At 39.3% G+C, this 13,393-nt stretch carries 13 protein-coding genes; 10 read left to right on the forward strand and 3 right to left on the reverse strand.

Annotated elements, in window-relative coordinates; translation table 11 throughout:
- Positions 1 to 44 precede the first annotated feature (44 nt).
- Positions 45 to 308, reverse strand: coding sequence for an acyl carrier protein (locus tag MHB69_RS08040; protein WP_051627339.1), 264 nt, complete (start codon positions 306 to 308; stop codon positions 45 to 47).
- Between the two features lie 169 nt (positions 309 to 477).
- Here MHB69_RS08040 and MHB69_RS08045 point away from each other — a divergent pair, with 169 nt between their 5' ends.
- The 3 genes from MHB69_RS08045 to MHB69_RS08055 all read left to right on the forward strand — a co-directional run bounded on the left by MHB69_RS08045 (position 478) and on the right by MHB69_RS08055 (position 5,056).
- Positions 478 to 1,398, forward strand: coding sequence for an aminoglycoside phosphotransferase family protein (locus tag MHB69_RS08045; protein WP_046312232.1), 921 nt, complete (start codon positions 478 to 480; stop codon positions 1,396 to 1,398).
- Positions 1,399 to 1,571: 173 nt separating this feature from the next.
- Complete coding sequence (locus tag MHB69_RS08050; protein WP_046312234.1) at positions 1,572 to 3,341, forward strand: ABC transporter ATP-binding protein; 1,770 nt, start codon at positions 1,572 to 1,574, stop codon at positions 3,339 to 3,341.
- The gene (locus tag MHB69_RS08055) at positions 3,338 to 5,056 is read left to right on the forward strand and encodes an ABC transporter ATP-binding protein (protein WP_034281850.1); all 1,719 of its coding nucleotides are present in this window, start codon (positions 3,338 to 3,340) and stop codon (positions 5,054 to 5,056) included. The genes MHB69_RS08050 and MHB69_RS08055 overlap by 4 nt, the downstream gene beginning before the upstream one ends.
- On the opposite strand, the gene MHB69_RS08060 is transcribed toward MHB69_RS08055, so the two are convergent.
- Positions 5,043 to 5,303, reverse strand: coding sequence for an acyl carrier protein (locus MHB69_RS08060; RefSeq protein ID WP_034281852.1), 261 nt, complete (start codon positions 5,301 to 5,303; stop codon positions 5,043 to 5,045). The genes MHB69_RS08055 and MHB69_RS08060 overlap by 14 nt on opposite strands.
- Positions 5,304 to 5,404: 101 nt before the next feature.
- Here MHB69_RS08060 and MHB69_RS08065 point away from each other — a divergent pair, with 101 nt between their 5' ends.
- The 4 genes from MHB69_RS08065 to MHB69_RS08080 are packed head-to-tail and all read left to right on the forward strand — an operon-like array spanning position 5,405 to position 9,367.
- Positions 5,405 to 6,418: a hypothetical protein gene (locus MHB69_RS08065; RefSeq protein ID WP_342496137.1), complete on the forward strand. Its 1,014-nt coding sequence runs from the start codon at positions 5,405 to 5,407 to the stop codon at positions 6,416 to 6,418.
- Between the two features lie 19 nt (positions 6,419 to 6,437).
- The gene (locus MHB69_RS08070) at positions 6,438 to 7,016 is read left to right on the forward strand and encodes a CYTH domain-containing protein (RefSeq protein WP_034281854.1); all 579 of its coding nucleotides are present in this window, start codon (positions 6,438 to 6,440) and stop codon (positions 7,014 to 7,016) included.
- A gap of 6 nt (positions 7,017 to 7,022) precedes the next feature.
- Positions 7,023 to 8,168: a nucleotidyltransferase family protein gene (locus MHB69_RS08075; protein ID WP_342496138.1), complete on the forward strand. Its 1,146-nt coding sequence runs from the start codon at positions 7,023 to 7,025 to the stop codon at positions 8,166 to 8,168.
- 23 nt (positions 8,169 to 8,191) lie between these two features.
- Positions 8,192 to 9,367 (forward strand): hypothetical protein, encoded by a 1,176-nt coding sequence (locus tag MHB69_RS08080; protein ID WP_342496139.1) that lies wholly within the window; start codon positions 8,192 to 8,194, stop codon positions 9,365 to 9,367.
- Here the strand turns inward: MHB69_RS08080 and MHB69_RS08085 are convergent.
- Positions 9,364 to 10,446, reverse strand: coding sequence for a serine hydrolase domain-containing protein (locus MHB69_RS08085; RefSeq protein WP_342496140.1), 1,083 nt, complete (start codon positions 10,444 to 10,446; stop codon positions 9,364 to 9,366). The genes MHB69_RS08080 and MHB69_RS08085 overlap by 4 nt on opposite strands.
- A gap of 109 nt (positions 10,447 to 10,555) precedes the next feature.
- Here MHB69_RS08085 and MHB69_RS08090 point away from each other — a divergent pair, with 109 nt between their 5' ends.
- The 3 genes from MHB69_RS08090 to MHB69_RS08100 are packed head-to-tail and all read left to right on the forward strand — an operon-like array spanning position 10,556 to position 13,390.
- Complete coding sequence (locus MHB69_RS08090) at positions 10,556 to 11,785, forward strand: methionine adenosyltransferase (RefSeq protein ID WP_046312236.1); 1,230 nt, start codon at positions 10,556 to 10,558, stop codon at positions 11,783 to 11,785.
- A gap of 5 nt (positions 11,786 to 11,790) precedes the next feature.
- A complete protein-coding gene (locus MHB69_RS08095) occupies positions 11,791 to 12,825 on the forward strand; it encodes a hypothetical protein (protein ID WP_342496141.1) in 1,035 nt (344 codons plus the stop codon).
- 13 nt (positions 12,826 to 12,838) lie between these two features.
- A complete protein-coding gene (locus MHB69_RS08100) occupies positions 12,839 to 13,390 on the forward strand; it encodes an AAA family ATPase (RefSeq protein ID WP_342496142.1) in 552 nt (183 codons plus the stop codon).
- Positions 13,391 to 13,393: the final 3 nt, after the last annotated feature.

Here is a 13,393-nt window from a genome sequence, read left to right on the forward strand (position 1 = left end):
AGGCATGTCTTTTAAAGAGATGCCTTTTTTTGATACAAAAAAGATTAATCAGCTAACTTGTTTTGCAGCTGATGAACAATTTTATTGATTGTTGAAAAGTGCTCTGTCAGTAATTCCTCATCTGCAAATTGAATATCAAAAACCTCTTCTAATTCCAAAATGAGTGAAACTGCTTTAATCGAATCGAGACCGTGATTTGTTAATTCCTCATCTGCACCAATAGAAACCTTGCTGCTATCATCCAAAGAACGCAGAACCAAATCTTTTACTTGACTTGAAAGTGAAAGGACATCTGTCGTTTCATTCATCTGCAACGCTCCCTTTTACAAATTTTCTATCATTTACATAAATTAACTATATTAGAATGGAAAAACATTGTAAAGCAGTTTCGACATAAATAGGAATTGTTGATCATTCTATTCAAATGAAATATTTGGTAGAGTGAGAAGAAAAGAGACTGGAAGGATGAATCAATCCATGAATAAAACAGACCTTATGCAGCACATTCCCTTATTAAAAGAAGCGGTCAGCATAGACCACATTGATAAAGGATATTCTCGGGATGAAAAATGGGTCATGACTACGGTGTCAGGTGAAAAATATGTCCTTCGATTCACAGATCAAGACCAGTATGACAAAATAAAGATGCAGTTTGAGCTGCTTTCCGAATTAAGACGTCATGGTGTTCAGTGTGCTGATCCAGTGAATATCGGTGTTCTAGAAGCAAAACAGCAAGTGTACTATATTTTATCGTTTATAGAAGGCCAGGAAGCAAAAGAAATCATGAGTCAGTTAACTGAAGAACAGCAGTATGCTATCGGGGTAAGTGCAGGTCAGGATTTACGAAATATGCATAAATATCCGGCACCTTCACACATCGAACCTTGGGAAGATCGTGTCATTAAAAAGCATCATCGATATTTAACTGCTTACCGGAAAAGCGGTTTCTCCCTTAAAGGGGATGAAAAAGTAGCTCAGTTTATAGCAAAGCACATAGATATAGTGAAAGGCAGACCTAATCAATTTCAGCACGATGATTTTCATTTAGGGAACATTATTGTAAACAATCATAAATATGCAGGTGTTATTGATTTTAACAATTTTGACTGGGGAGATCCCATTCACGATTTTTATAAAGTAGCTCTTTTCAGCAGAGAAACAAGTGAAGCTTTTTCAGCTGGTCAAATCAATGGATATTTTGATGGGAACATTCCAGATGATTTTTGGCTGCTTTACTCTGTTTATGTCGCAATGAGTATCTTTTCATCGATTATGTGGGTTATTAAATTCGATCCGGGTCAAATGGATGAGATGATTGAAAGACTAGAAAATGTGCTAAAAGAACATGATTATTTTAATCAAATAGAGCCTCAGTGGTATGCGCGTATCACTAGATAACAGTGAAATATAGGACGATTGGGCAGTGATGGAAGTCACTGCCTTTTTTGTTATAATAATGCAAATTACACATTGTCATGACTAAAAACATTTTATATAATCCAAACAAGGATCGAAAAAGATGTAAAAAAATTCCGTTTTTTGTTGAAAAAGAGCAAAAGGCTGGTGGTGGATTGAAACAAATCGACAAGGATTCAAAGCAGTTATGGCGTGTTTATTTATGGACACTTTCATTCTTAAAGCCTTATACAGGTAAAGTGATTCTAGTTATTATGAGTGGTTTCGTTATTACCTTGAGCGAGCTCATCATACCTAAATTTATTCAATATTTTATTGAGACCATTTTGCCAGCAAAAGACTTTTCAAAAATGAATGGTTTATTGTTAGGACTGACTGGCTTAATTGTACTCGGTATTATACTGACAGCCGCACGAAATTTATGGCAAAGAAAATTAATTGAACAAGCCTCAAGAGATTCACAATTTGCTGCCTTCCAGCAAATCCGTCAACTTGGTTTCTCATACTACGAACAACATTCTGTTAGTGAAACACTCTCCTTTGTTAACACACAGACACGAGCTGTACAAGAAATTTACAGACGATACTTCCCACAATTTATCAATCAGATATTATTTATCGCCATCTCACTTTACTTTATGATAAACATTTCTATTTTTCTCACACTAATCATCATTCCAAGTTTTATTCTCTACTATGTCTTTGGGCCATGGCTTGAAAAAAAGGCCACGATCTACGGTAGACAAAGTGCAGAAGGTTTTCGCACGCTGCAAACAAAATTATACGAAAGTCTTGCTTCGATGGAAGAGCTTAGAATTTTAGGCTATATGAAATGGGATATGGAACGAATTCAAAAACTCCATGAAAAAGTGCGCCAAGATCATGAGAAAAATGTTTTTTTCGCCTATTTACGAGGAAGCAACCGCAGGCTGACTTATTATATTGGCGCTCTTGCCACTTTTGGTATTGGTATCCACCTTGTAAAGACTGGACAGCTAACGACAGGTGGTTTTGTGGCATATATATTATATTATTTTTCAGCGATGCATATGCTTACTTCCATTGTCACACTTTTAACAGAACAACGAATATTAACATTTCAAATTGAACCTTTATATCATTTTATGAAAAAAACACCTGATATTAGAGAGCCTCAGCAGCCGGTGTACCTTGATCATGTAGAAGGCGATATCGTGTTTCATGACGTCAGTTTTCATTATCCAAATCATCCTCCTTTATTAAAAGAGATGAATCTACATATTCGGAAGGGTGAAAAAGTAGCGCTTGTCGGTACAAGCGGCGGAGGGAAAACATCGCTTCTTAAGTTAATTGGACGCTTTTATGATCCCTCATCCGGGATGATTACAATGAATGGAGTTGATTTGCGCCGTTTACCTACTAGTCAAATAAGAGGTGCGATGGGATTTGTTTTTCAAGAAACGTTCTTATTTAATATGAGTGTAAAGGACAATATTCGTTTTGGAGATACAAGTCTTTCAGATCAACAGATCATTGAAGCCGCAAAAAAAGCAGACTGTGATTCATTTATAAGAGAGTTAGAAAATGGATACGATACCATACTCGGGGAAAGGGGATTAAAACTTTCCGGAGGGCAAAAGCAAAAAATAGCGATTGCCAGGCTATTTGCTAAAAATCCAAGAGTTGTATTACTCGACGAAGCCACAGCATCTCTTGACAATGTCAGTGAGCAAAAAGTCCAGCATGCATTACACCAAACATTTAAGGAATATACTGTCATTGCAGTTGCGCATCGTTTATCAACGGTCAGCCATTTTGACAGAATTATTTTTATAAAAGATGGTTGTGTGTTAGAGACTGGACCATTTCATGAATTGATGAGGAAAAAAGGGCATTTTTATCAATTGGCGTCTGACCGCTCAGAAAAGGAGGCAGGTGTAACATGAGAAAAAATTGGCTGTTTCTTTTGATCACAAGGCAAAAATGGATGCTCATCCTTGCTCTTTTACTCGTTTTGATTGAAGCAGCAGCTAATTTAGCCATGATAGGACTGCAAAAGTGGCTCATTGATGATGTTCTTTTGAATAGTGGTATCAGTCAACATTTCTCCCAGATCTTGATGCTGTTTGCCATTATATTTCTTGTATATGTTGTGATGTTTGTTGCCAGCCCATATGTGATGCATAAAAACTATCTGACCATCCATCATTCATTGCAGAAAATGATGTTAGATCAGCTTCAGCAAGTATCCATGAGATCATATAAAACTCACCCAGTTAGTTTTTATTTACACAAACTTAATCAAGATGTAAAGACAGTTGCTGTTACGGCTGCTTTACATATACCGAAAATTGTACAAACGATTTTTATGGCCATTGTTTTATCTATCATTTTGCTATCTGTGAGTTCTGTCTTATTTTTCTTGCTTCTCTTTGCAAGCGCTTGTTATTTTATTGTCGGTAAAAAAATGGCGAAAACGGCAACAAACATAGCAAAAGATGTGCAGGAGAGAAGATCAGACCTATTCGTGCATGTAGAAGAAGGCATTTCTTCTACAAGGGAAGTTGTCGCATTCGATCGACGCAAGTGGGAAATCGGTTTGTATGAAAAGCTGTTTAACAAAATGATGGATCGTGTCATGAAGGAAGGTAAGTTTCAAAACAAGCTTCTTTTTTTAACAGAGCCATTGAAATGGTTTGGGATACTATCAGTTCTAGTGTTTGGCACATATCAAGTAGCAGCAGGAAACATGTCCATCGGTTTATTTGTCGTCATTTACCAATATGCATCTCAATTAATGAAGAGTTATCAAGAGTTATTCCAGTATGTATTTGAATTTTTCCAGCAGCGTGCATCTGTTCACCGAATCGCAGAAGTGCTGCAAATGGAAAACGAAGAAAAAGGAACAAAACGAATAGATGCTGTAGAAGACGTGGTGTTTGAAGATGTTTGCTTTTCTTATGAACAAACATCTAAAGGCGCTTTAGACGGCTTGAATCTTCATATTCCAAAGGGAAGGAAAGTGGCGATTGTTGGAGCGAGCGGCAGCGGGAAATCAACGATTTCAAAGCTTACACTTGGACTTTACCGGCCAGACAGCGGGGGAATTTTAGTGAATGGGGTTGATCTATCAGAGATCAATCCATCTCATTTATTAAAGCGAATAGCCGTTGTCCCGCAAGAGCCCTATTTTTTCCCAGACACGATACGCCTGAATTTAATCATGGGATTACATGATGTGACCGAAGAACAACTTGAACAGGCTTGTGAAGTTGCACAAATTCTTTCCTTCATCAAAGGGCTTGAAAAAGGTTTTGACACAGTCATTGGAGAGAGGGGAATTTCCTTATCAGGAGGACAAAGACAGCGTTTAGCTATCGCCAGAGCGCTTTTAAAACAGGCTGATTTACTTATATTAGATGAGGCGACCTCCGCGCTAGATCGGCAGACAGAAAGGAAGGTTCAAAAAGGGATAGACGATGCCAAAGGAGGCGGTACCTTGCTTGTGATTGCACACAGGTTATCGACCATACAAAATGCAGATTTAATCTATGTACTTGAAGGCGGTGCTGTTCAAAGCTGCGGTACTCATGAGGAGCTGATGGAAGCCTCCTCGCATTACCGCTCTTTATTTATGGCCCAGGTAATTACAGCGTCTTAGTCAGTTTGTTTTTAACTAAAGTGAAGAGTCGTTCTAAGGTGCGGAAGTGGTCAGGGTGTAATTCTTCGTCTTCAAAGGCAATATGAAAGGTGTCTTCTAATGAAATAACAAAAGAGACGATTTGGACAGAATTTAATCCTAAAGCTTTTAAACTATCATCTCGGCTTGGCTGCTCATTGAGAGACAACTTATTCATGACAAGCTGTACAATTTTTTCTTCAACTTCAGTTATTGTCAGTTCATTCATGTCGCGGCTCCTTTCTAAGAGATTGATATATGTTACATTTTGGTTGATTAAGGAAAAAAATGCAATTGTTTTTATAAATCTATCATAAGGGGTGGCATTCATTGTCATATGTAAGCTATCAAAAAAATGATGTTCGTGTCGTATTAGGTGCAGATGAATCAGTTCAGAATTTAGTGATAAGTAAAGTGCATCCATATATTTACTGCAGCAAAATAACAGAAAAACATGAAGGTGACGTTTGGACGATTCTAACCAGTAAATATGCACAAGAAATACAAAAAGAAATACCTCTTGAAGAAGTCTTTTACCAAACGAAGATGGAGCCCCGCTGCCGCTACCTGTATGACGGAGAGAAAAAAATCATTGTGATAGATGAACCAAAAGATGTCAGATGGACAGCCCAGCATGCGCTTCGGTTAATAAGAGTTTTGCTTCGCCTTTTGTGTTATCAGGATGGACTCATCTATTTGCATGGGGGCATGATGGAGATGAATCAAAAGGGAATTGCCCTAGTGGGCGGATCAAGGGCAGGGAAAACGTCCACCATCTTATCCTTATTATCATTAACCGATGCTCGATATATCACAAACGATGATATAGGTGTTTCATATACGAACACCGAGTACACAGGAACTGGCTGGCCGAGATCTATGAGTATTCGGAAAGATTCGTTTGAAGCCATTGAAAAGCTAGGTACCCCATACAGACTCCAAACATCGAGTCATCCATTTAACGAGGATGATAAAAGCTATCATTTTGTATATCCAGAGGAGCTAGAAAAATGGTTTTTACGTGAAGTCAAAACAATGGGAAAAATCGATGTGATTGTGTTTCCTGAATTTTTACCTCACGGGCAAACTGGGGCAGAACTTTCGAAAATGACTCCGCAGGAAGCAGCGGAACGTTTGAAGCAGCATGCAGTCATTAATCCAGGAAGACATAATGAATTCTTATTACCATATTTCACATTGCCAACACCCGAAGAGCTAGAACCATTCCTTAACGCACTAGCGGAAAAGGTGCCCTGTTACTCATTAAAACAGGCATTTACTTCTTTAGAGAAAGGCACTGCCCTCATTCAAGAGCTTCTTGAGCAAACCGACATTGTCGTGTAAGACTTTTTGGAGGTGAATTATGGTTGAGCAGGAGTACAAATATTTGTTGTCACAAACAGATTTTCAGCACATATATGACATGTTCATTCAATATCATACACCTACTTATGTTCTTAATTTCAATTACTATTACGACACACCAGATTTTTTATTAAAACGATTTGGTTATACCGTACGTATCCGTCAAATCAGCGGCAAACTAACACTTGAAATCAAATGCCCCAGTCAAACGTCTGGCTATAAAAGAGTAAGAGAAGAAACGTCATTACCTATTGAGGAGTTACCGCAAAAACTAGATGTACAGAACATCATGACGTCTCTACCAATTACAATCACTCAACAGCCAGAATTGTTAGGGCTATTGGTCACTGAGCGAACAACCTTTTACATTGAGAAAGGCATTAAAATCGATTTGGATCAAAGCAGCTATCTTGGCATCACAGATTATGAACTGGAAATTGAATATGACAGTGAAAAAGCATATGAGGCAGATCAATTGTTTCATACACTAACTGATGATTTGGACATGCCAGCCAATCGAAAAGGAAAGCGCTCTCGATTTATCACTAGATTTCAATCGTTTTACGGGAAGGAGTAGTCAAACATGCGGGCTGTTTTGGATCAATCCACTCTCTCAAATGAGCAGAGGCTGTTATTACTTAGCTCACGTATTCAATTAAATGAACAAGAAGAAGAGTCTATTAGAGCTCTATTGAAAGATGGCATCGATATGCCTAAATTAATTGGACTGGCATCAAGACATAAGGTGCTTCAGCTGATGACGCCTCATTTAATTCGCCTTGATGATGAAAAAAACATTACGACGACATACAAATTTTTGCTTCACTATCACTATATAGGGAATCGTCAAAAAAATGTGGAGAGATTCAAGGAATTCAAACGTCTTTTACAAACATTCCGAAATGCAAAGCTAAAAACGGTCCCCCTTAAAGGCGCCATTTTAACCCCGCTTGTGTACAAAGATTATGGACTGCGAATGATGTCAGACCTTGATTTCTTAATTCATCCAGATGACCGGAAGAATGCCTCTTCATTGCTCAAGAAGGAAGGGTTTATCATCGGGAAATATGACTGGGCTGCCGATCAGGAAATACCGATTGAAAGAGAAGAAGAAATGATGTGGAGAATAAATGCCGGGAATCTTTATTCACATATTAAACGAAGCGGAGAAGATTTTTTGAAGGTACACCGGGTCGATTTCTCTTATGATGTTGAGCTGAAAAAAAACTACGAAGCAACAAATGCCTTGCTGGATGCTGCTGAAGAAAAGCCCTTTTTTCAAACAGATGTCTATTTGCTTCAGCCGTTAGATTTTCTTATCCATCTTGCCTTCCATCTATATAAGGAGGCAACAAACGTACAGTATGTCTACTTACATGCAGATCTTAATTTGATTAAGTTTTGTGATGTAAGGGAGTACGTCATGTTTGCTGAAGAGCAAAATCAGCTTGATTGGCATGCTTTGCAAGAAAGAGCGAAGGAATTAGGGGCCGAGAAAGCACTTTTTTACACGTTTACGTTTTTAGATTTACTGTACCAAACGAACTATATTGACGAATTGAAGCAGCTAGATATGAGTGACCAATCATTCTTAGAAGCCTATGGAGAGAATGATTTCGGTTCTTCGAAAATATGGAAAAAATCCTTTATTGAACGTTTTTTCAGCTTGGATAATCGCAATGAGCTTGAAGAGGAACCAGCCATACAGCTATTTCCTGAAAGGCAATAGCAAATTGAAGGGGAGGATTCTATATGGATATAAAAGCGTTTTTTGAAAAGCCGAAGACCGATTTTCCTTATGAAAAATCATTTGTGTTTGCAGGTATTCATTTTCATATTCTATCTATGGAATTGCTGGCGATTGAAGATATTGAACATTATATCTATATCCCAAAAGAATTGGATCGCCGCGAGGGGGATATCCCATCACAGATTGAAATACGGTTTATCATTGATCCGGAGCTTGAACAGTCTATTCGCAGTGTTTGCTTTCAAAAGGGTGAAACCATTACTGCAAAAAGGAAGTTTACTTACAAACGATTAACATTAGACGATCAAGTATTATTTGCCTCACATGAAGGTGACGAACCGCACAGTGTGGCGGTCAATAACGGGCGTTATGCTGTGATTGGAAAAAACAATAATGAGTCTGCGATACGCTGTCCACTGCGAATTGTTCGAGAGATTGCCCTTAGAACATTAGAAAATCAAGGCGGATGCTTTACGCATGCAGCAGCTGTCTCTTTTGAAGATGGCCAAAAAGGAGCGCTCATTATCGGCGATAAAGGTGCCGGGAAGTCAACCACTATGTGGCAGTTTTTGCATCATGGAGGAGCAGATTTTATCACAAACGATCGTTCCATTTCAGTGCTTGAAGATCAGGAACTTATTGTGTATGGATGGCCGATGTGCTTGGCGCTTGGAGTAGGAACTGTCCAAGCCACCACAAATATACAGGAACTGAAAAACAAAAAATTCAGCCGGTCTCAAGATAAAAGAATATGGGATGAAACCATATCAACAGAGGAAGAGGCAAGAGAAAAATGGGCCAGCGGCTGTAAGTTTGAAATTACACCAAAAGAAGCTGCTGAAATGACAGGAACAACGATTAGAAGCTCTACGAAAGTAGATATGGTGATTTTTCCTTCACTTAAAATAGGTTCTGGTGAGATTAGGCTTGTGCCAGTAAAAAAAGATGATCAAAGAGCAAAAGAAATTATGACAGCAAATATAAGAGAACCAGAAGATCCCGACTATTTAAAAGGCTGGCTCGGACTTCGGCATGTGTCAGATACCTTTCTGGAACAAAAGGCATCTGAGCTTATCCATCACTTGTTTAACATGCCATGCTTTTATTTAGAGGGTGATCCGCGTCACCTGCAAGAAGCCATTCCAGATCTGTTAAACAAAAAAGTCAGTTCGATTTAAAGAGACGATTGTCTAAACATTCGATTGAGCCGGTCTTCACGTTTTTTCATTTGCTCGTGATCTGCTGGCAGCAAAATTTGAAAGAGCATTTCGGCAATTGGCCGTGCGAGCCTTTCGTCAGAGTTCATTAGAATGCAAATACCTAATTTTTTCTTTGGAATGAATCCAATATAGGAGGTGAACCCTTTAATTTCTCCGCTATGTTCAGCTAAGGTGAATCCGTTAAAAGGTCTCAAAAACCATGAAAGACCGGCACCTCTGCTGAAATCTTCTTCAAGCATAACGGGGCTTTGCATTTCTTTTAGCGAATGCTGTTGAAGCAGGCTGTTTGCACCGTATTGAGCTTGAATGAATTGAATCAGATCATCTGCTGTGGAGATAAGTCCGCTTGAACCGTCCTCCCAAGATGGTGTTTCAGCACTTGGATAGGATACGCCGGACAGGCCTGAGGAAGAAACTGTATACCCTTTGGCTGTGGATGCTGTTTCAATAAATCCAGTTTGCTTCAAGTCGAGCGGTTTTAGTATGTGGGTATGCACTAATTCTCTATATGGCTGATGACTCACTTTTTCTAGCACTTTACTTAATATAGAGTAGCCAAGACTGGAATAATTGATGATAGACCAAGGCGGTGTGAAAATAGTGAGTATTTCAATACACTGAGCTAGCGTCATATCTCGTAAATGAGCTGCTTTGTCAAGTGCTTTGGGCAGGCCTGAGATATGAGAGGCAATCATTCGGAAAGTGAGTGGAATTGGTTCAGACAAGTGACTTTTTATGAAAGAAAGTAGTGGTTCGTAAGTATGAATGGGTTCATCGAGTTGAATGAATCCTTCCTCTCGCAATTTCATCATAACCATTGCAGTAAAAGGCTTAGTCACAGAACCAATTCGAAAGGTTGTGTCTTTTGTAACAGGGGTGCCGCTTTCAATATCAGCGAGGCCTTCATGCCACGACCAAATGTGCTCATCTTCATGAGAAATACAAATGGAACAGCCGGGAATTTGATGTTGTTCCAATAATTCCCTAATATTAGTGATTGTATCTTGCAGACGCTGCAGGATCGATTCATTGATCAAAATAGACACCTCTTTCATACAGAATATATATATATTACCAAATGTTTCATGTTGTTTTAAGATGAACGATCAATATTTTTATATTTTAAAAGAGAGCGGGCGATAGATGATGAAAACAATTCAAAAAACCATTCTTGATATTTTAAAAGGTGATGGCCAAGATATAGAACAAATTCCATATGAGCTTGTGGAACGTAAAGGTGTAGGACATCCAGATACGATGTGTGATGCTATAGCAGAAAGAGCTTCTCAATATTATTCTCAATATTGCATGGAGCATTTTGGCAGAGTGGCACACCACTGGTTTGACAAAGTCATGCTTCTTGGCGGAGATGCTGATGTCACGTATGGGAAAGGGACAATGGTCAAACCGTATCAAGTTGTGTTTGCAGGAAAAGGGGCATACGCATACGGCGATGAGCCCATTCCTCTTAAAAAGATTCTTTTCGATGCGGCAAAGGATGTGTTATCAGAGGTGACAACAGGATTTGATCCTGAAGAACATCTCGTCATCGACTGCCGAATCGTTGATCATCAGGGGGCAGGCCGCAAAAACTCACGATATCGTCCGATGGTTGAAACGGACATGATTGAAATCGGTGATCCAAAGCTTGTGTCAAACGACTGTAACTTACTGCATGCTCATGCGCCATTAAGCCGTCTTGAGAAGCTGGTTCTTTATACAGAGCGTTATGTGAATGGTCCAGAATTTAAAAAGGTCAATCCAGATACCGGCTGGGATGTAAAAATATTTGGAAGCAGACGTCATGAAGATTTCAAACTCATTGTGAACATGCCATTTCTAGCTAAAGATATTCATAGTCTTGAGGAATATTTTGCCCGCAAAAAAGAATGCCAAGATCAAATTGCTCGCTATATTCATGAAACGCTAGGCCTCACGCCTGATCTCATGCTGAACGCAACAGATCGCAATGGCCGTCCGTACTTAACAGCGCTAGGTTCTGTAGCAGATACCGGCGATGTAGGAGTTGTTGGAAGAGGAAATAGATTAAATGGCCTGATCACCCCAATGCGGTCTATGAGTATTGAAGCGCCGGCTGGGAAAAACCCGCTTGATCATACAGGAAAATTATATGGGGTGCTCGCACAACGGCTGGCAGATCAAATTTTTGAGACGATTCAAAAGCCAACAGAAGTGCATATCTTTACTTCAAAAGAGGCACCGCTCCACAATCCTGATGAAATTTCCGTTCGTATCCAGCAGTGGGATGGAAATGAAGTGGATAGAAAAAGAATTGAAGACCTCGTCATGAATGCGGTTCATTCAATGGGCGATGTGACAACAGATTTAATTTTTAAAGGCGTGACAATGTGGTAAAAAGGATGAAAAAAAGAGTCATTGAAGCCGTACATGCATGTATTCATACAAAAGAACCTATGGCAGTGACCATTCATCCCTATGAAATTGAACAACAACAACAATTGAAACAACACCATCTTCTGTTGATGCTAAAGCCTGAATTAACAAGCATCAATAAAGGTGTACAGCTTGATCTCATACTAGATGAACTTCTCCACCGATTAGATGATCGTGATGTAGAAATAGGAGCAGTGCGTGTTATATCATCCTTATATTTGAAAGAAAAGAAAATAATTGAAAATCAATATGGGATGCTAAATAAAATTTCTAAAAATGGTCTGAGTGAAGTGTCAGATGCAGCAAAAAAGATACTGGCTTTGAAATACCCAGAGTTTAAAAAGAAGGAACATTTCATATATGGAGGCCATCAATTTTTACAAAAGTACAAAGAGCTCACGCCGTATGGTTTAGAGCTTTTAACCCGAAACGTCAAGGTAGACAAGCTGGGTGCGGGCACATACGCCATAGCGGCCGAGGTGGATGGAGAAAAAATGCTTCTGCTCAATTCATTCCACCCTTGTCAAATAGAGTGGTTCACTGCACCTGCAAAGTCTATTATCGTCATTGAATGTTTTTCAAAGCAGCCAATGAGGATGTTGAGAGAAGATTTCATCGGTGCAACGGACCCTAAAGAGGCTAAAGCGGGTTCATTTAAACACATGCTGCTGTCGGAGCAAAAACGGTTTGGTTTATCTAACGTGTGTACTCGGTTTAATGGCATTCACCTGTCACCGGGTCCTGTAGAAGCGATGGCGGGAATGATTCACTATTTTAGTACACCTGATACAAGACTGACTCCCGCGCATACACTTTTTGGCCAGCTGTTAAAGGAAAATGGCTTTTCGGCGGAAGCATTAGATCTATTATGTAAAGATGTGTCCATTCATTCAAGCGAAACGCCCGTATTTGAATTAACAGAAAACCTAAATTGGGATGAAGCACTTGATCTGCTAGTAAAAGTGAGAGACGACATTCAAAAGCATCAACGTGTTCTGTAACGGAGGGAACAACTTGAACAATAAAGGAGCTAACCAGCGAATTTGGATTGTCGGTCCGCCTGGATCTGGAAAAACAACCCTTGCACATCAATTGAAGCAGGAGTTAACGTTACCTCACTATGAACTCGATGCTCTATTCTGGCAAGCGAACTGGAAAAAAACAGATAAGCCGGTGTTTATCGATAACGTCCATGAAATTGTCAAACAAAAGAAATGGGTCGTCGATGGTCAATATTCATCTGTTCACCACATATTGGCTGAATATGCTGATACGATCATTTGGCTTGATGTCAAGAGAAGACAGACATTCCCCCGTCTCATGAAAAGGACATTCAAACGGCTCATCACAAGGGAGAAACTTTGGAATGGAAATAAGGAGCGAATGGGTAACGCGCTCCAATTTTTCTCATATGCCTTTCAAGTCTATCCAGAGGTGATTCATCAAAACGAAAAGCTTTTTCACAAATTAAAAGAAAAATCTCATGTGAAATGCTTGCGCATAGACAAACGAGACGATGCAGACCAGGTGCTAATGAAAATCAAAAACCTTGAGAAAAAGGGGTGAGGA

This window comes from Bacillus sp. FSL K6-0994, assembly GCF_038630815.1.
Classification (GTDB): domain Bacteria; phylum Bacillota; class Bacilli; order Bacillales; family Bacillaceae; genus Bacillus; species Bacillus safensis.